This window comes from Mesorhizobium sp. WSM4313 (assembly GCF_002294725.1).
Classification (GTDB): Bacteria; Pseudomonadota; Alphaproteobacteria; order Rhizobiales; family Rhizobiaceae; genus Mesorhizobium.
Window position 1 is genome coordinate 90,422 of the sequence record NZ_NSFT01000006.1, and the last position, 18,013, is coordinate 108,434.

Consider the following 18,013-nt stretch of genomic DNA (forward strand, 5'->3'; position numbering starts at 1 on the left):
TTCAAGCGCCATGCGCCGCGAGCATGCGGCGCGCGCTTTCCTCGTCGGTGATCAGGATGGTCGGCGCGATCAGGTTCATGGCGCCGAGCAGCGCCTCGGTCTTTTCCGCGCCGCCGGAGGTGAGAATGCGGATTGGGGCCTTGCGCAGCCGGTCGACATCCACCGACATCACATGGCTGTTGACGGGATGGTCGACCAGATCGCCATTGCGGTCATAGAAATGGAACAGGAGATCGCCGACGGCGCCGCGCGCAAGCAGCGCCTCGCGGTCCGCTTCCTTCAGAAAGCCGCCGCGCGAGAAGGTGGTGGCCGAAGCGATGCCGCCGACGCTGAGCAGCACGGCGTCGAGCGCGTCGGCCATCTCAAAAATCTCCTGCAGGCCGCAGCGCTCGACCAGCGCGATTTTTGTCTCGACGCTGTCGACGACCGCAGGCGTCGGCATCAGATAGCCATCACCCTGGAAGATCTGGGCGAAGCGCCAGGCGAACTCGGCCGGGTTGACCCGGCGCGCGACGCCGACGCCGCCAAGCAGCGAAATCACGCTGAAATCGGTTAGCGATTTGGCACTGATGAAGGGCAAGGTGTTGAACAGCGTCACGCCCCAGCCGACGCCGACCCGCATGCCGGATTTCATCGCGTCGGACAGGAACATGCCGGTCTTGGCGGCGATTGCCGGGATCGGGTCGGCATTGGGATCGGTGAGCGGCGCCACCAGCGCCTGCTGTAGTCCGAAGGTCTGTTCGAGCGCGCGCTCCAGCCGCACGATCTCCAAAAGCTCGCTCTCGATGGTGATCTTCACCTCGTTGCGTGCCCTCGCCTCGGCCAGCATGCGCACGATGGTGACGCGGCCGACGCCGAGCACGTCGGCGATCTCGTTTTGCGTCATCTGCTCGACGAAATACATCCAGGCGGCGCGGATCCTGAGGCGGTCGGTCCGGCTTTCGCTGACGACCTGCTCGGATGCCTCGGCCGCCGCCCTGCCGTTTTCGGATTCACCCTGCCGTCGCCTGCCCAAATTCCCCTCCAACCCCGGCGGTGACACTGCCGTCGCCGATTCTGCATGCTGGTTAAATATCGCCTATTGATCTACCAATCGAGACGAACAATCTAGAGAGGGCGGCTGGCGCCCAAAGCCGTGACAGGCTTCAGCATTTCGAGGCAATTGGCGATGCTGCGACAAATTTCCGAAGACGTCCGCGCCAACCTGAAGGACCGGCTTCGGGAACTGCGCGACGCCATCCGCCAGAACCGCCACGACAGCGCCGGCGATGCCTCGCAAGATATCGCCGGCAATTTGTCTCCCTTCCCGGGCCGCAGCCTGCTCGGCCACGCCGCGAGCGCCGTCGACGGGGCGCTGACGATTGCCGAATCCTTCGTACCGCATTCCCGGCCGCTCAAGGTCGACGGCACGACCGTCAAAAGCCTGCGGATCTATTTCCCGCATGGCGATGAAGACCGGCAGATCGGCGGCGAGCGTCAGTTCAGGCGCGACATGTATTATCTGACCCGCGCGGTCCTCGCCGGCTACGGCATCGACAATCCGCGCGTCCACGAGGCGAGTTTTTCCGCCGTGCATGTCGCGATGCGCAAGCGCCACGCGAATCTCCTGGCTGGCGCGACGGCGGATGCGGCATCGACGGACCAGGTCGCGGCGGCCTGTGCGGCTCTGCTCGTCGAATGCCTCAACCACCGTCCGGTTCAGCCTGGCGAGACCGGTCCAGGCCCGGCGATAGCCGGCGACCGGTCTCTCGACATCAGGTGCCTTGCGCCTGTGGCGCTTGCCTGCGGACTGGCGACCAGGGCGGACGGAACGCCCGAGCCCGACATTCTCGAGATCGCGGAGCTGGCTGCCGAAGTGCGGGAGGACCGCATCCGACAGGCCTGTGCCCAGCCCAATGCCGTCCAGGAACTGACACCGGTTCTCGCCACCCTGCTCGCGCATCTAGCGTAACCGCCGCGAATTATCCGCTACCGTTCGGCCGCCATGGCCGCGATCGTCTTCTTGGCGCGCTGGATCGAGGCCGGGCTCATGCTGAGCTCGGTCAGGCCCATCCCGATGAAGGTGGGGATCAGGTCCGGACGGCCGGCGGCCTCGCCGCACATGCCCACCATGATGCCGGCGGCGACACCCGCCTTCGCCGTCAGCTCGATCGCCGACATCACGGCCGGATTGGTGACGTCGTTGAGCTTGGCGACCGTCGGATTGAGTCGGTCGGCGGCCATGATGTACTGGGTCAGGTCGTTGGTGCCGATCGAAAAGAACGCCACCTCCTTCGCCAGCGCGGGCGCGATCAGCACGGCGGCTGGCGTCTCGATCATGACGCCGAGGTCGAAGCTCGCATGCGGCACGCCTTCGGCCTTGAGTTCGTCGGCGCATTCGTCGACCAGCGCGCGCGTGCGCGTGACCTCCGCGATCTCCGAGACCATCGGCAGCATCACCTTGATGTTGCCGTGGACGGCGGCGCGCAACAGCGCCCGCAGCTGCTTCTTGAAGATGTCGGGGCGGTCCAGGCACATGCGGATGCCGCGCCAGCCGAGGAAGGGATTCTCCTCGTCCGGAAATTCGATGCCGGCGATCGGCTTGTCGCCGCCGATGTCGAGCGTGCGCACGATGACCGGATGCGGCGCGAAGGCCTTGGCCAGCGCGCTGTAGGTTTCGGCCTGCATCTCTTCCGACGGCAGATGCATGTGGCGCATGAAGAGCAGTTCGGTTCGGAACAGGCCGACCCCCATGGCACCTGCTTCCTGCGCCGTCTCGATCTCCTCCAGCGAGCCGATATTGGCCGCGACCTCGATCACCGTGCCGTCGGCGCGCGTCGGCGTCACGCCTTTGAACACTTTCAGCCCGGCGCGCTCCTGCGCGGCAGCCTCGACGCGCCGGGTGAAGTCAGCCTGCGCGGTCTCGTCAGGGTCGACGATCACATGCCCGGCACTGCCGTCGATCGCAACCTCTTTGGCGGTTCGCAGCTCGTTGACCTTGTCGCCCAGACCGAGCACCGCCGGGATGCCGTGCGAGCGGGCGATGATGGCAATGTGCGAGGTGGCGCCGCCATGGCCGCTGACCACGCCGCCGATGCGCTTCAGCGGCGCGCGCGCCAGATCCCAGGCGCCGATGTCGTCGGCAATCAGGATCGCGCCCTGCGGGATGGTTTCCAGGCTGACTTCGTCCTGGCCGAGCAGCGCCAGGCAGATCTGCCTGCCGACGGCATGGACGTCGTCGGCCCGGGCGTTGAGATAGTGGTCGTCGACCGCGCTGAAATCGGCGGCAATGGTGGCCGCCGCGCCGATGACGGCGGACACCGCGTCATCGCCTTCCTTGATCAGCTTCTCCGCCTCGCCGGTCAGGCTGTCGTCGGCGGCGATGTCGCGCAAAGCGGCGACGATGCCGCGGTCGCCAGCGGAGAGATTGTTCTCGGCAAGCGTGCGGTCCATGCGCGCCTGGACGCTGGCGACGGCGCCGCGGAAGCGCTCGAGCTCGCCGTCGATCTCATCGGCCGGCAGGCGTCTGCCCGGTCCCTCGATCTCCGGCGGGAAATGGGCAAAGGCCGGCCCGATCGCCACGCCCTCGCTTGCGGCGACGCCTTGAAGTTTCGGGGTTCCATCCACCGCTGCGGCAGAAGGCTGCGCGGCCTCACGAGCGGGCGCCGGGGCTGCGGCTTGCGAGCCCTCATCACCCGCCTCGCCCTCGTCGTCGAGGCCGGCGCGCGGGTTCTCAAGATAGCCGATCAGCGCCTCAATCGCCTCGATCGCGTCGGCGCCGTTGGCGCGCACGGTGACTTCCTGGTTCTCCTTGACAGCCAGGAGCATCAGCTTGACCGAGCTCTTGGCGCTGACCGCCTTGCCGTCCTTGACCAGCTCTACGTCGGATTCGAAACCCTTCGCAAGCTTCACGAACCGCGTGGCGGGACGGGCGTGCAAACCTTCGTGCACTCTGACGATGGTCGAGCGTTCCATGGCAATTACTCTAGGCTTGGGCGCCGTCGACAGACAGCGCGGATATTATCAGGCGGCGATGGTGATGACAGCGCCTGGCGTCAGCGCCGCCACGAGCGCCCCGGTGTCGACCTCGGATGCGCAAACCTCGCCCGGCCTTTCGGCCTCGGATGCTCCGTTGAAGGAGATCACGACATGACCCATTTCCCGGACCTTGCTCCAGGCCGTGGAGCCGACCGCCGTTATCGTCGCCGAAACCGGTCCGAGCGTGATCGACGCGCCCTTTTGCGGCGCGTCGTCACTAGGCCCCTGCTCTGCCAAGTGCAGCACCGAGACTTCGGCGAGTTCAGGAGGCGAGCCATCCGCGAACAGGATGACCACGCCGCCTTCGGCGAGGTCCGCCACTTCGGGTCCTATTGCTGTGACCCGTGTCTTGAGAAGAACCGACATATGGCGAACCTCGTTGTTACGCGTTTTTAGAACACGATCAGGGAGACGATCCATGCGATCAGCACGGAGACCGGGCCCATGATCTGGCGGCTGATGAGCACCGCCGGCACGCCGATCTCGATCGTCTTCGGCTTGGCTTCACCGAGCGCCAGACCGACGGGAACGAAGTCGCAGCCCACTTGGGTGTTGTAGGCAAACAACGCCGGCAAAGCCATTGCGGGCGAGATGGTGCCGTTGGCGATCTGCGGCCCGATGATGGCGACGCCGATGACCTGGGCGATGACCGCGCCTGGGCCAAGGATGGGCGACAGGAACGGCAGGCCGCAGATGGCCGAGATGACCAGCAGGCCGACGATGTTGTTGGCCAAGGGTCCCATCGGCTGTGCCAGCACGTCGCCGATGCCGGTGTAGAGGATCAGGCCGATCAGCATGGTCACGAAGGCCATGAAGGGCAGCACGTTGCGGATAACCTGATCGATGGTGCGGCGGCCGGAGTTGAAGAAGATGCCGACGACACGGCCCATGACGCGGCCGATCGAGCTGATCAGGCCGATAAGCCCGCCTTCGCTCGGCAGCGGCTCGGCCGCCCTGGCAGTGGTGTTGTTGCTTGAACTCATCGATGCTGCTCCCCCCGCAGTGGTGACCGCCTCGGATCCGTCCGCCATTGTGACGTTGGCCGGCTTCACGCCCGAAACGTAGATGTCTTCCGTGATGAACTGGGCGAGCGGACCCGCCTGGCCGACCGGCGTCAGGTTGACGGTCGGGATACGCTTGCGCGGATAGACGCCGCAGCGCGCGGTGCCGCCGCAGTCGACGACGACGACCGCCATCTCGCTTTCGATCGGCGGCGACTTGAAGCCGTCGACGGCCTGGGCGCCGGTCATGTCGGCGATCAGCTGCGCCACCGGATGAATGCCGCCGCCGGTTACCGACACGACCTTATTGCGCTGTTCGGTCGGCTCGATGACCAGAGGCCCGCCCCAGCCGGTCGAACCCTTCGAGATCTTTACTGCCTTGTATGTAGTGGCCATGGTGTCCTCCCGCCCTTAGAGCTCGACGCCCTGGCGGCGTGCCATGATGGCCGTGATGCGTTCGGTCAGGATGCCCTTGAGCAGGATGACGACGAGGCCGACGATGGCGTACCAGATGGCCACCTTGACGTGATAGCCGTTGGCGATGACGCCCCGCTTCTCGAGATCGAGCAGCGCGACCAGCATGCCGCCCCAGACGAAATATTCGCCGGGGTTGATATGCGGGAACAGGCCGAGTGGCGGATGCACGTAGGACACCGCCGCGTCGTAGAAGGCAGGCTTGTGCTTTTCTTCGAGGAAGGAGCCGAAAGTGTAGGCCATCGGGTTGGTGAGGAAGAACACCGACAGGACCGGCAGCACGGTGTAGCGGGTCAGCGCGATACGGCCGGCGCCGCGCGCCAAGCCGTGGACACGCTCCTCGCCGACCAGTTCGGTGACGGCGTAGAAGGCGGTCATCAGCACGACCAGCGTCGGGATGATGCCGGTGACGAAGCCGGCGAAGACTTCGCCGCCCTTCTGGAAGATGCCGATGAAATACTTGCCGATCGCAGTCAGCCAGCCGAGCTGCTCTTCCTGCTGCACATTCTTCAGCTGTTCCTTGAGCTGATCGGCGGTGACCGGCGCATTGTCGGTCGTCGCCTGCGCCAGGACCACGAGATGGTCGGTGGCATGCTCGACGCCGAGCTTGCCGTGCCAGGCAGCATCCGAGACCATGGTGCCTGCGACATGCAGGTTGTGCACCGCCAGGTCGGCATGCTGCGCCAATAACGAAATTACAGACATTTCTCCTCCTTATGACCCCCGCCGGTCATTCCCAGCCGGCTGCCGGCGTCGCTTAAGCCCTTGCTACGTTCAAACCGGACAGGCCCGGCTTCTTCCCCGGCTCCGACCGCGCGCGGTCGATCTGCTCGATCGCCCGTTTCACGGCCTCGGCCACACCGGGTTCCCCCTCCCCCATGATCGCAGGGTTGGACCGGAGTCGATCGAGGGGGATCCCCTCGAATTCTTCATGTCGCTTGAACTTGGTGAGCACCGAACGGCCGCTCATGACCATCATGCGGCGCACGATGAGGTCCGGCGTCACGACGACGAGCGCGATGGTGCCCTTGGCGAGCCGGCCGCGGAAATTGCCGGCTCCGACAAAGCCGTCCTTGAACTCTCCGGTGACGCCTTTGAAGACGTCCGCATAATGCCGCATCTGCAGCCAGACGCCGAGCGATTGCAGCGCCCAGACGACAAACAGCAGAAGCAGCGCCCACTGCCAGATCGCCATTTCGGTTTCCTCCCGATTCTCTTCCTCCGGCACATATTGGACGGAGGCGAGATGACCCGAAAGTGAGAACATTTGTTTCCTAGAATGTCAACATGTATTATATTAGCCGCCGTAACGCTCCACAGGCGGCTGACCGATTTCGGCAACGGCAGCGCCTGTGCTAGCCTGTCGTCAAACGGGATCAGAGACATGGATCTGCCTTTCAGGCACGAACTGGCGCTTATGCCGGACCTTCGTCACCGGCTGCGGCAGCTGCGCTGGTTTCGCGCCACATTCCGCAGCAGCGCGAAGGTGGTGTCGGAAACCTTCGGCGTTCGTTTCGAGATCGACGAGGCCAAGCTGACACGCGCCTTTCTCGACTGGATCGACGTCATGGAAGCGCAGAAGCGATTCGCAGCTGTCGACCGCGCGGACTTCATCGTCTTCGCCGCCGGGCTGGTGCTGCGCGAGCTGATCCGCCAGGCGCCGGCACGGGAGGTCTCAGGTCTCACCGAGATGATCGAGACGGAGGCCAATGCCGGCACGGCGGAAATCGTGCGCTTCTGGCCGGAAGGTTTCCTCTACACCAACTATTGCGTGTCGGCGATCCTGGCCGTGCACGAGCAGGAGTTCGGCACAGCGCCCAGCATCGATAAATGCGCCGACGACCTGCGCACCTGGTGGTCCTACCGCGAGAACGCGACGGAAATGCCCGCCTATGCCGTGGCCTTCCTCGACCGCTTCCTCGGCGCCGAGCCCAACTGGATCACACCCGATCGTGCGCAGTCGCGCCAGGCTATGCAGCGCGCGCTTGGATCCACGCCGGCCAGCGAGGCGCTGCGTCAGCTTTGATGCGCAGGAGATGCATCCGCCTCGCTATTGAACATCTGACTTTTTATCGATAGCGATGTGCTTATTGGCACAGAGGCCGGGAGAAGCGCGTGGCGCAACCTAGACTGATTTTCGATTGCGACGGCGTTCTCGTCGACAGCGAACCGCTGGCCGCCAAGGCCTATGAGCGCGTCTATGAGAAGCATGGCATGCCCGGCGTCCATGGCGGCATCATCGCGCAATGCATCGGCATGAAGCAGGCCGACATCATCGTCAAAATCAAGGAACTGACCGGCCATCAGTTCCCGCCCACCGCCGACGGCGACATCTGGGCCGAGACCAAGCTGCTCTTTTCGGAGGAGCTGAAGCCGACACCGGGGATCCTGCCGTTCCTGAGCGCGCTTGCCGGCGACCGCTGCGTCGCCTCGTCATCTTCGGTCGAACGCATCAACCACAGCCTGTCGGTGACCGGACTGTCGCGCTTCTTTGGCGAGGCGATCTTTTCCTCCTCGATGGTCAAGAACGGCAAGCCGGCGCCCGACATCTTCCTCTACGCCGCCGAGAAAATGGGCGCGAAACCAGCCGACTGCATCGTGGTCGAAGATTCGCCTTTTGGCGTCCAAGGCGCGGTTGCGGCCGGCATGATCGCGATCGGCTATACCGGCGGCGGACATACCTATCCCGAGCACGGGGCCCGGCTGAAGGCCGCGGGCGCGGATTTCGTCTGCGCCGACTGGCACGACGTCAGCCGGCAGTTGGCCGGGCTTGGTGTCCCGGCCTGAACTAGCGGAGACTTGGGAAGCGACGCCGCGTCCACTCCCCAGGCGGGACCAATCCCCCCACGCGGAAGTTGAAGGACAGGACCCTCGTTGCATCGGCGTCGACCTCGCAGCGGAAGCTCAGATCATACCACTGGGTTGTCGTGCTGAAGGCAGCCTGCGGAGGGTTAAGAACATTGCCCTGCTTCAGGGGAATGGTCGGCAGCCATTTGGGCGAGTAATCGGCACTCTGCAATTCCTGGTTCAGAACGTTGGCGCACAGGTTGGCTACGCGCTGATCGCGCGGCACATTCTCCATTGAGCTTGTGGCAAACGCGTTGCCGGTCGCACCCGGCGAGTAAAGCTTTCTGACGCCCGGAAGGCCGGAATAGATCGGCGATCCCGCAACCTCGCTGTCGGTGGGGCTTGACCTTCCCGGGTTCCCGCTTGGCGCTCTCAGAGCTCTTGCGGATTTGAACTTCATCGCCTTGGAAGGCCTGGGCTTTACTTTTTCGGCCGGCGCAGGCTTGTCGCCGGCCTCGGCCGTCAACGGCTTTGGCGCTTCGGCAGCTTGCTTTTCGGCGGGTTGCGGCTCCTGCTTGTCCGGCTGCTGTTTGTCGGTGTCCTCGGTTGCCTGCTTCTCCTCGCTTTGCGCGGGTTTTTCGTCCGGCGCGGTGGTTACCGGCTTCTCTTGAGCCTTGTTGGTGTCCGCCTGCTGCTCGGGCGTTGCAGGCGGAGCCGGCTGGTTGGTCGCGGGCTGCGATGAGACGGGCGGCTTCGCGGGTTCATCCTTGGCCGGCGACGGAGCGTCGGCCGGCGCGCTGCCGCCGTTGAGAGATTTCTCCGGGCCGGTATCCTTCTCGCCATACTGAAAAACGCGCTTCAGAACCGGAATGTCGTCGGGTTTCGGCGGCTGCGGCGGTGGCTTTTGCACGGCCTGCTCGGGAGGCTTTTCGGCCTTCTTTTCAGGCTTTGGCTCCGGCGGCTTTGGAGCGGGCTTTGGCTTGGGCTGCTCGGGCGGCGGCACGATCGCGACATTGACCGGCTGTTCCTGCTGGTCCGGCTGTTGCTCGGGTCTCGGCAGGCCAAAGAACAAGAACGCTGCGATCAGGGTATGCAGGAATAGCGATGCGGCCAGGGCCCACCGCCAATTCCGAAACCATTCCCGTATCTTGCCGTTCATTGCGCCCGATGTGGAACGAAATGACGGCGGCTTCAAGCATTTGCCGGGATTTGCGCGTGCTGCAGGCCTGACAAGTCGGTGATCGGAGGGCCTGTGGCGTAAGCAAGCCCGATCAAACCCCTGCAGGGATTGGCTTACACCAGCATGCCCATCGGGTTTTCGATCATGCGCTTGAAGGCGCCGAGCAGTTCGGCGCCGAGCGCGCCGTCGACGGCGCGGTGATCGGTCGACAAGGTCACCGACATCACGGTGGCTATTCTGATCTCGCCCTTCTTGACCACCGCCCGTTCCTCCCCGGCGCCGACCGCCAGAATCGTCGCATGCGGCGGGTTGATGACGGCGGCAAAGTCCTTGACGCCGAACATGCCGAGATTGGACACCGCCGTCGTGCCGCCCTGATATTCTTCCGGCTTCAGCTTGCGGCTCCTGGCGCGGCTGGCCAGGTCCTTCATCTCGTTGGAGATGACCGACAGCGTCTTTTCGTCTGCATGCCGGATGATCGGCGTGATCAGGCCGCCGGGGATCGAGACGGCAACGCCGACATCGGCGTGCTTGTGCTTGACCATGGCGTTGTCGGTCCAGGAGGCATTGGCGTCCGGCACCGCCATCAGCGCCATGGCCATGGCCTTGATGACCATGTCGTTGACCGAGAGCTTGTAGGCCGGAACCTCGCCCTTCTCGGTCTTCTTCATCGGGGCTGCGGCATTGAGCTGCGTGCGCAGCGCCAGCAGCGCGTCGAGCTCGCAGTCCAGCGTCAAATAGAAATGCGGGATGGTCGACTTCGCCTCGACCAGGCGGCGCGCGATGGTCTTGCGCATGTTGTCATGCGGCACGAGCTCGTAGGAGCCCTCGGCGAACAGCTTCAGCACCTGGTCGTCCGACATCGGCTTGGCTGCGGCCGGAGCGGACGGGACTTCGACCGGAATCTCGGCGGGCGGCTGGACAGGGGTGGCCGCGCCTTTCGCGGCGACCGCGGCCTCAACGTCGGCGCGCACGACGCGGCCACGCGGACCGCTGCCTTGTATTTCGGCTATCTTAAGACCGGCTTCGCGAGCCAAGCGGCGCGCCAGCGGCGTTGCGCGCTCGCCCTGCGATTGGCCGATCTCCCCCCTCGTGGGGGAGATGCCCGGCAGGTCAGAGGGGAGCGCGAAGGAACGAGACGTTGGCGGGACAGCGCCCCCCTCTGTCGGCTTCGCCGACATCTCCCCCACTAGGGGGGAGATTGGCGCCCTGTTCTGCGGCGTCGTTCCTGATTCATAGACCTCGTCATCGGCGTAAATCCAAGCGACGGGCTCGCCGACCGGAATGTCGACGCGCTCCTTGCCGGTGACGTTGCGCAGCGTGCCACTGGCCGGCGCGTCGATCTCCATCGCCGCCTTGTCGGTCTCGATCTCGAAGAGCACGTCGCCCTTCTTGACGCGAGCGCCCTCCTCAGCGAACCAGCGCGAGATCTGTCCGGTCGCCATGTCCATGTCGACCTTGGGAAGAATGACTTCGGTCGGCATCGCTCAGCGGACCCCTTTCACCAGGTCGCGCGCGGCGGCGATGATGTCGGGAACCTGCGGCACCGTGGCCTTTTCCAGATCCGGATTGTAGGGGATCGGCGTCTCGGCGCCGCCAAGGCGCACGATCGGCGCATCGAGATAGTCGAACGCCTCGCTCTCGGCGACCAGCGCGCTCACCTCCGCGCCGATGCCGAGCGTCTTCACCGCTTCGTAGACGCAGAGCAATCTCGATGTCTTCTTCACGCTGTCGATGACGGTCTGCCTGTCGATTGGGCGGATCGTGCGCAGATCGACCACTTCGATGTCGATGCCCTCGCCTTCAAGCACAGCCGCGGCGTCGAGCGCCTTCTGCACCATGATCGATGTAGCGACGATGGTGAGGTCGCGGCCTTCGCGGCGGATCTCGGCCTTGCCGATCGGAACGGTGTAATGGCCCTCCGGCACATGGCCCTTCATCTTGTAGAGCAGCTTGTGCTCGAAGATCATGACCGGGTCCGGATCGGCGACCGCGGCAAGCAGCATGCCCTTGGCATCGTGCGGCGTCGCCGGCTGGATGACCTTGAGGCCGGGTACATGGCCGAGCCAGGCCTCTAAGCTCTGGCTGTGCTGCGCGGCGGCGCCCGTACCCGAGCCCGCCGGGAAACGCATCACCACCGGCACCGAGACCTCGCCGCCAAGCATGAAGCGCATCTTAGCCGCCTGATTGACGATCTGCTCCATAGCGAGCGTGGCGAAATCCGAGAACTGGAATTCGAAGATCGGCCGCATGCCGGTGACGGCCGCGCCCACCGCGACGCCGGCGCCGCCCAGTTCGGAGATCGGCGTGTCTATAACCCGCTCGGTGCCGTAGCGCTCGACGAGGTCGCCGGTCACCTGGAAGGCGCCGCCATAGACGCCGATATCCTCGCCCATCAGGAAGACACGTTCGTCCATGTCCATGGCGATCGCCATGGCTTCCTGGATCGCCTGGGCGTAGCTCAGTTCACGCAGCGCAGCGTCCATCACGCTTGCTCCGTGTAAACATAATTCTGCAAGGTGGCGATCTCCGGCGTCGGGCTCGCCTTGGCGAACTCGATGCCGTCGGCGATCTCCTTGGCGACCGCGTCGCGGATCGCCTGGATACCCTGGTCGTCGATGAAGCCGAAATCTCGGAGTTCCGTCTCGAAGAGCGTGATCGGATCGCGGTTCGCCATCCAATCCTCGATCTCTTCCTTGGTGCGGTAACGGTTGCGGTCGCTCTTGGAATGGCCGCGATGACGGTAGGTCTTGGATTCGATCAACGTCGGCCCCTCGCCCGCGCGCGCTCGCTCGACCGCCTTGAAGGACGCCTCGGCGACCTCGGAGAAGATGTTGCCGTTGACGATGACGCCCGGCATCGAATAGGCGGCCGCGCGCTCGGCGATGTTCTTGACCGCGGTCGAGCGCGCCGTCGAGGTCGACATGCCGTAGCCGTTGTTCTCGCACACGAAGATCACCGGCAGCTTCCAGACCGCCGCCATGTTCAGCGCCTCGTGGAAGGCGCCCTCATTGTTGGCGCCGTCGCCGAAGAAGGAAACCACGACCTTGCCGGTCTTCATCATCTTGGACGAGAGCGCGGCGCCCACCGCGATCGGGATGCCGCCGGCAACGATGCCGTTGGCACCGAGATTGCCCTTGGCGACATCGGCGATATGCATGGAGCCGCCGCGGCCCTTGCAGTAGCCGGTGGTCTTGCCGAAGAACTCCGCGAACATGCGGCTGACTTCGGCGCCCTTGGCGATGCAATGGCCATGGCCGCGATGCGTCGAGGTGATCTGATCATCCGCAGCGAGCGGCATGCAGATGCCCATGGCACTGGCTTCCTGGCCGATCGACAGGTGCATGGTGCCGTGGATGAGGCCGCGCGTGTAGCACTCTTCCGCGCCCTCTTCGAAGCGGCGGATGAGATACATCTTATGAAGCACCTCCCTCAGCTGCTCCGGACTGTACTGGCGATAGATGAAAGGCAGGTTGGCCCGGCTATCCACGACGGCGGCTTTGCTGGCTCCAGCCATGATCACGCCTCCACGGCGCCGTAAACGAGCTTGTCCTGGCGGGCACGCAGCTCGGCGATCTTCGAGCCCGGCGCGGGCGCCGCGTTGGCATAGGTGATGAGCTCGCCCCTCTTGATGGGTGCAGTCACGGAGCCGCCCTGCAGCAGGCCGCAGGGAACGGCGCGCGCCGCATGGGCTTCCGGAGCAGTCATGATCCAGGCGCGGTAGCAATATTCGCCGATGGCATCGAGCTTGTCGCCGGGCTTCAGATCCTTCTTGGCGACGGCGCAGACCTCGGCCACGGGCTTGGCCAGCGGCACCATGTCGGCTTTGCCGTAAAGCACGACACGGGCGCAGGTAAGCGGCACTTCCAGCGAGGTGAGGTGATAGGGACGATGGAAGGTGAAATACGGACCCTTGCCCATCTTCAGGTCTTCCATGCGCTCCGAGATGCGCGGATGCGACATGTCGGCGACGACGAAGACGCCGGGCGCCACACCCTTGCCGATCGAATAGTCGACGACGCCGACCTTCGACAGCACGCCGCCGTCCTTCTCGGGCACCAGCACCTTCGACAATTCGCCGAGCGTCGCCGCCGGACCGTGCATGCCGGGCTTGTCGGGCACCAGCCCGGTCGCATTGGCGATCGCCGCCATCTCGACCATGGTCTTCGAACCGTCGACGAATTCGACCAGCATACGCACGTTCATGTGCCGGCGCTTCGCCTCCTCCTCATAGTCCGGAGGCGTGGCGTCGATGTTGAGCGGATTGTTCTTGCCCTTGCCGGCGGCAACGATCGGGTGGCCCATGGCGGAGACGAACTCGATCAGCTCCATGCATGAAGACGGCTCGTCGCCGGCGCCCAGCGAGTAGGTGACGCCGAGGCGGTCGGCTTCGCTCTTGAGATAGGCGCCTATGGTGACGTCGGCCTCGACATTCATCATCACCAGATGCTTGCCATGCTCCATGGCGCGCAGGCCGATCTCGGCGCCGACCGCCGGAACGCCGGTCGCGTCGATGACGACGTCGATGAGGTCGTTGCCGATAACAAGGCTGGAATCGTTGGTGACGGCGATCTTGCCGGCCTCCATGGCCGACGTCATGGCCGATGCGCTCGAAACCTCGCGCGCGTGTCCGGTCTCCTGGAAGGCGATATCGACGGCCTTGCCGGCGGCCGGCAAGTTGAGTTCGGAAATGGCGCCGATCTCGATGCCGGACATGTGGGCGACGCGGGTTACGATGTCGGTGCCCATTTCGCCCGAGCCGATCAGGCCAATGCGAATGGGCTTGCCGGACTTGGCGCGCTCCTCGAGGTCACGGGCAAGGCCCGTCAACGAAATATTGGAAGCCATGCCGCTTATTCCTCCCACATCGCATGCTGTTTGATCGCTTGACGGGTATTGAACATCTGTATTTCTGTCAAGACTAATGTCCAAATCTTTGACCATCCTCGACGCTTTTCGAGTCGGTTGACGCGCGACGGCGAAAGGCGCGGATGCCTATACCAAACCAAATGGAAGCGAGCAGGCCCCGCCGAATGTCGGTCAAAGCCGCGCTACGGCCCGCGACGAACCATGACGGGATATCTAGGCGGCAATTGCTACTTGCAAACGTCGACCCATACGGCGCCGACCAGATCGGCCATGCGCTGCGGTGTGATGCGCACCGCGGCATTGGTGGCGCCGGCTGCGGGAACGACTTCGTCGAAGGCCTTGAGCGACAGATCGCAATAGACGGGCAGCGGCGACGGCAGGCCGAACGGGCAGACGCCGCCAGGCGGATGGCTGGTGATTGCCAGCACCTCCTCGCCGCCCAGCATGCGCGGCTTGCCGCCCATGCTGTCCTTGAATTTGCGGTTGTCGAGCCTGGCGATGCCGCTGGTCACGACCAGCATGGCCTCGTCGCCCACGCGCAGGCAGATCGTCTTGGCGATCTGCGCCGGCATGACGCCATGGGCTTCGGCGGCAAGCGCGACCGTGGCCGAACTTGCCTCGGTGACGATGACTTCGATATCGGGCGCATGCTCGGCAAAAAAGGCGCGAACCGATTCCAAACTCATGGCGACCCCTCGTCAGACCTGTCGAACACCGGCTGGCGAATCGCATGGCGGCGCGGTCATTGACAAGAGCCACGGCCGTGCGTTGCGCATCCTTGTCTTGATGCCTGTCGTTTCCCCAAAACCGCAGCGCACAGTTGGCGACGTGCATCAAAAAGCCCGCCAGGCATGCCTTGGCGGGCTTTCACACGGACGCTTGCTTGCGTCCCTATTGCTGCGTGGGCCGGTTCTCGGCGGCCGGCACTCTGATCAATTCCTCTTCCGGCACCTGCAGGGCGGAAGCGATGCGCCGAAGCTTGGCGGGGTCGGCATCCTTGCCGTCCTCGATGTCGACGATCTCGCCCACGGCGAGGCCGCAGGTCAAAGAGAGTTCCTCGATCGTGTATCCCCTGGTTTCGCGCGCGGCTTTGAACGGGTTGAGGCCGGACGCGGCAATAATGTCGTTGGAAACAGCGTTTCGTACGGTGTTGGGCATGGCAACTCCTTGAGATGAAACAGGGTCGGATGAAATGTGGTGTTGCCTGAGACGGGCGGGAGAATGCTCGTTAACAAATGATTTGCCAAGAGCACCCATGCGGCGTCACGCGTTCGTGAAGCTGCGTTTCGGCTGATGCCTCGGGCTGCGTACATGTAAGGTCGCGCAGCGCTCAATCAAGTTCTTTTGAAGGTCCGCGGCCGGATCCGCCGGCATTTTCGACGTCTCGATTCGTTAGCTTGCCGTCACCGGCGGCAGACAGGCAGACGCCGGGCGTTTCTCAGAAGGATCGGATGCCATGAATTTGAAATCGTTCGCAATTGTGCTCGGCACAGTCTCAAGCGTCATCGGCGCGACGCAAGCGTGGGCCGCGGATGCCATACGTGTTCGAGGCACTGTCGTCAGCGTTGCCGGATCGACGCTGACGGTCAAGGATCGCGATGGCAAAACCAATGCGATCACGCTCGGCAACGGGTGGAAGATTTCAGGCGTAGCCACGGCCTCGGCAGCCGACATTAAACAGGGCGATTTTCTCGGCATCGCCTCGATATCCAAGGCCGACGGCGGCAGCGGCGCGCTGGAAGTCGTGATCTTTCCGGCTGCTCTGAAGGGTACCGGAGAAGGCGATCGCGACTGGGACCTGCAGCCCAACAGCCGCATGACCAACGGTACCGTCGCCGATGTCAGCGAGATCGAAGGCCGCACCGTCACGCTCACCTATGACAACGGCCAGAAGAAGCAGATCGCTATCCCGCAGACGACACCGATCGTGACATTCGCCACCGCCACGCCGGCAGATCTCACGCCGGGCATCGCAGTGTTCGTCAATGCCGAGCATGGCGGCGACGGCAAGCTGGTCGCGAACCGGGTCGTTGTCGGGAATCACGGCATCGCGCCGCCGATGTGAGGAGGCAGCGAACAGCTCGAACAGCTTTGGCCGCTTGAACACTCGGCCTATCCGAGGCGGCGGCATCGCGGAGTGAGCCGCCTCCATGTCGGGTGCGCGCGCCGGATGCGTGGCGCGCGCCGAGGAGAGCCGCGCCCGGCTTTCCCAATCCGCCGATATCGCCGGTCAAATGAAAAAATCGCGCGGCATATGAACCTTTCCATTGGCCGCAGCACTAAGCGGTCATGGGCGCCGCAAGGTGCTCCTCACCCCAACGGGACGCCAGGACGGCGATCCCAAACCAATGGAAGGAAATGCTCAATGACCAACTTCAAACGTATCACCCTGGCCGCGGCTCTCGTCGTCTCGGCTTTCGGCTCGGTCTCGGCTCCGGCTTTTGCGGGCACGCATCCGACCGGCGACGGCGGCGCGGTCTGTAAGGGCCATGGTTCTTGCCTGGTGCTGCAGCTGGATTGCAAAGGCACCTATACCGATGCCACCGACAAGAACGGCACCGTCTACGGCAAGTGCAGCCAGGTCATGAAGGTCGACCCGAAGACGCGGCTCAAGCTTGCGAACTGATCACCTGTAGCGGCACGGAAATGGCGGCCGTCGAGAACGGCCGCCATTTCTTTTTATCCCGTCGATCGATCAGCGCCGGCCGATCAAAAGGCCGGCAAGCAGTCCGACCACGACCAGCCCGACGGCGGCGGCCGTCGCCGGATGATCGCGCGCCGTGCGCTCGATCGCCCTGCCCCTGCGCCTTATTGCCGGAAGCGCCTCGTGGAGGCGATCGGCAAGTTGCGAATAATAGTCGGACGCCGCCTCGCGGCCATCCTCGTAATAGGCGTCACCGCGCCTGGCCAGAACCTTCTTCAGGTCGTGCAGTTGTCGCGAAAGTGCCGCGACCTGCTTGTCGATATCAACGTCGGAGAGGGTCGAAAACGATGCCATGCTTGTTGTCCTTCTCTTCGAGAAGGCCTAACGCACGGGCGAAGAGCCCGTTCCGGCCGACCGACCGACCGAGCACCGTCAAGTCGAAGATGACCGTTCAACGAACCTGGTCGAGCAGGCGCTTGCATTCCAGCAAGTCGAACAGCGCCTCCTGCAGCAAGGCGCGATTGTCACGCGACAATCTCGACGAGTCGGGTTGAACCGGACCTTCGTCGTCGCTCTTGCCGAGACCGAAGAAACGGCGGCTGGGCTTCACTTTCGGCTGGCCGACCAGCGCGTCCTCGTCGCCGCGCGGCTGCGCGGCCGCCGTCAGCGGCACCTGCTCGGCCTGGCGGCGCTGGGCGATGGCCTCCACCGCGGCCATGTCGCCATTGCCGATGGCGACCAGGAAATGGCTGCCGTTCTCGCGCAACAGCTTCTGCACGCCTTTGATCGTATAGCCCTGATCGTAGAGCATATGCCGGATGCCCTTGATGAGCTCGACGTCCTGCGGCCGGTAGTAGCGCCGGCCGCCGCCACGCTTCATCGGCTTGATCTGGGTGAAGCGGGTCTCCCAGAAACGCAGCACGTGCTGCGGCAGGTCAAGATCTTCCGCGACTTCGCTGATGGTGCGGAAAGCATCGGGGCTCTTGTCCATGGGCCAATCCTCCACACTGGACCACGATCCGGGCATGGTGCCGAATCGCA

Annotated in this window: 20 protein-coding genes; 5 read left to right on the forward strand and 15 right to left on the reverse strand. The window is 64.3% G+C overall.

Annotated elements, in window-relative coordinates; translation table 11 throughout:
* Window position 1: 1 nt before the first annotated feature.
* A complete protein-coding gene (locus CK219_RS15645; protein ID WP_095767893.1) occupies window positions 2-1,015 on the reverse strand; it encodes a sugar-binding transcriptional regulator in 1,014 nt (337 codons plus the stop codon).
* A gap of 153 nt (window positions 1,016-1,168) precedes the next feature.
* Here CK219_RS15645 and CK219_RS15650 point away from each other — a divergent pair, with 153 nt between their 5' ends.
* Window positions 1,169-1,951, forward strand: coding sequence for a hypothetical protein (locus CK219_RS15650; RefSeq protein WP_095767654.1), 783 nt, complete (start codon window positions 1,169-1,171; stop codon window positions 1,949-1,951).
* A 17-nt stretch (window positions 1,952-1,968) separates the two neighbouring features.
* On the opposite strand, the gene ptsP is transcribed toward CK219_RS15650, so the two are convergent.
* From ptsP to CK219_RS15675, 5 genes are read right to left on the reverse strand one after another with little or no spacing between them, the layout of a single operon-like run.
* Window positions 1,969-3,954: a phosphoenolpyruvate--protein phosphotransferase gene (gene ptsP, locus CK219_RS15655; RefSeq protein ID WP_095767655.1), complete on the reverse strand. Its 1,986-nt coding sequence runs from the start codon at window positions 3,952-3,954 to the stop codon at window positions 1,969-1,971.
* Between the two features lie 48 nt (window positions 3,955-4,002).
* Entirely contained in the window at window positions 4,003-4,383 is a 381-nt protein-coding gene (locus CK219_RS15660) for a PTS glucitol/sorbitol transporter subunit IIA (RefSeq protein ID WP_095767656.1), read from the reverse strand.
* Between the two features lie 26 nt (window positions 4,384-4,409).
* Entirely contained in the window at window positions 4,410-5,414 is a 1,005-nt protein-coding gene (locus tag CK219_RS15665) for a PTS glucitol/sorbitol transporter subunit IIB (RefSeq protein WP_095767657.1), read from the reverse strand.
* Between the two features lie 15 nt (window positions 5,415-5,429).
* The gene (locus tag CK219_RS15670; RefSeq protein WP_042643976.1) at window positions 5,430-6,197 is read right to left on the reverse strand and encodes a PTS glucitol/sorbitol transporter subunit IIC; all 768 of its coding nucleotides are present in this window, start codon (window positions 6,195-6,197) and stop codon (window positions 5,430-5,432) included.
* 52 nt (window positions 6,198-6,249) lie between these two features.
* Entirely contained in the window at window positions 6,250-6,687 is a 438-nt protein-coding gene (locus CK219_RS15675) for a transcriptional regulator GutM (RefSeq protein ID WP_095767894.1), read from the reverse strand.
* A gap of 189 nt (window positions 6,688-6,876) precedes the next feature.
* Between CK219_RS15675 and CK219_RS15680 the strand changes: the two genes are divergently transcribed.
* Both CK219_RS15680 and CK219_RS15685 read left to right on the forward strand, forming a co-directional pair.
* Entirely contained in the window at window positions 6,877-7,518 is a 642-nt protein-coding gene (locus CK219_RS15680; protein WP_095767658.1) for a hypothetical protein, read from the forward strand.
* Between the two features lie 89 nt (window positions 7,519-7,607).
* A complete protein-coding gene (locus CK219_RS15685; RefSeq protein WP_095767659.1) occupies window positions 7,608-8,279 on the forward strand; it encodes an HAD family phosphatase in 672 nt (223 codons plus the stop codon).
* Window position 8,280: 1 nt separating this feature from the next.
* Here CK219_RS15685 and CK219_RS15690 read toward each other — a convergent pair whose 3' ends face one another.
* The 7 genes from CK219_RS15690 to CK219_RS15720 all read right to left on the reverse strand — a co-directional run bounded on the left by CK219_RS15690 (window position 8,281) and on the right by CK219_RS15720 (window position 15,486).
* Window positions 8,281-9,438, reverse strand: a complete 1,158-nt coding sequence (locus CK219_RS15690) for a DUF930 domain-containing protein (protein ID WP_095767660.1) — start codon at window positions 9,436-9,438, stop codon at window positions 8,281-8,283.
* A gap of 134 nt (window positions 9,439-9,572) precedes the next feature.
* Window positions 9,573-10,943: a pyruvate dehydrogenase complex dihydrolipoamide acetyltransferase gene (locus CK219_RS15695; protein ID WP_095767661.1), complete on the reverse strand. Its 1,371-nt coding sequence runs from the start codon at window positions 10,941-10,943 to the stop codon at window positions 9,573-9,575.
* A gap of 3 nt (window positions 10,944-10,946) precedes the next feature.
* Window positions 10,947-11,945, reverse strand: coding sequence for an alpha-ketoacid dehydrogenase subunit beta (locus CK219_RS15700; protein ID WP_095767662.1), 999 nt, complete (start codon window positions 11,943-11,945; stop codon window positions 10,947-10,949).
* The gene (locus CK219_RS15705; RefSeq protein ID WP_095767663.1) at window positions 11,945-12,976 is read right to left on the reverse strand and encodes a thiamine pyrophosphate-dependent dehydrogenase E1 component subunit alpha; all 1,032 of its coding nucleotides are present in this window, start codon (window positions 12,974-12,976) and stop codon (window positions 11,945-11,947) included. The genes CK219_RS15700 and CK219_RS15705 overlap by 1 nt, the downstream gene beginning before the upstream one ends.
* A gap of 2 nt (window positions 12,977-12,978) precedes the next feature.
* A complete protein-coding gene (locus CK219_RS15710; protein ID WP_095767664.1) occupies window positions 12,979-14,307 on the reverse strand; it encodes an NAD(P)H-dependent oxidoreductase in 1,329 nt (442 codons plus the stop codon).
* Window positions 14,308-14,555: 248 nt separating this feature from the next.
* On the reverse strand, window positions 14,556-15,014 hold the full coding sequence (locus CK219_RS15715; RefSeq protein ID WP_095767665.1) for a YbaK/EbsC family protein: 459 nt from the start codon (window positions 15,012-15,014) through the stop codon (window positions 14,556-14,558).
* Between the two features lie 205 nt (window positions 15,015-15,219).
* Window positions 15,220-15,486 carry a helix-turn-helix transcriptional regulator gene (locus CK219_RS15720; RefSeq protein ID WP_095767666.1) on the reverse strand — a complete coding sequence of 89 codons (267 nt, stop codon included), beginning with the start codon at window positions 15,484-15,486 and terminating at the stop codon, window positions 15,220-15,222.
* Window positions 15,487-15,784: 298 nt separating this feature from the next.
* Between CK219_RS15720 and CK219_RS15725 the strand changes: the two genes are divergently transcribed.
* On the forward strand, window positions 15,785-16,393 hold the full coding sequence (locus tag CK219_RS15725) for a hypothetical protein (RefSeq protein ID WP_095767667.1): 609 nt from the start codon (window positions 15,785-15,787) through the stop codon (window positions 16,391-16,393).
* A gap of 300 nt (window positions 16,394-16,693) precedes the next feature.
* The gene (locus tag CK219_RS15730; RefSeq protein WP_095767668.1) at window positions 16,694-16,954 is read left to right on the forward strand and encodes a hypothetical protein; all 261 of its coding nucleotides are present in this window, start codon (window positions 16,694-16,696) and stop codon (window positions 16,952-16,954) included.
* A 69-nt stretch (window positions 16,955-17,023) separates the two neighbouring features.
* On the opposite strand, the gene CK219_RS15735 is transcribed toward CK219_RS15730, so the two are convergent.
* Both CK219_RS15735 and CK219_RS15740 read right to left on the reverse strand, forming a co-directional pair.
* The gene (locus tag CK219_RS15735; protein WP_095767669.1) at window positions 17,024-17,326 is read right to left on the reverse strand and encodes a DUF883 family protein; all 303 of its coding nucleotides are present in this window, start codon (window positions 17,324-17,326) and stop codon (window positions 17,024-17,026) included.
* Between the two features lie 97 nt (window positions 17,327-17,423).
* The gene (locus CK219_RS15740; protein ID WP_095767670.1) at window positions 17,424-17,963 is read right to left on the reverse strand and encodes a MerR family transcriptional regulator; all 540 of its coding nucleotides are present in this window, start codon (window positions 17,961-17,963) and stop codon (window positions 17,424-17,426) included.
* Window positions 17,964-18,013 lie beyond the last annotated feature (50 nt).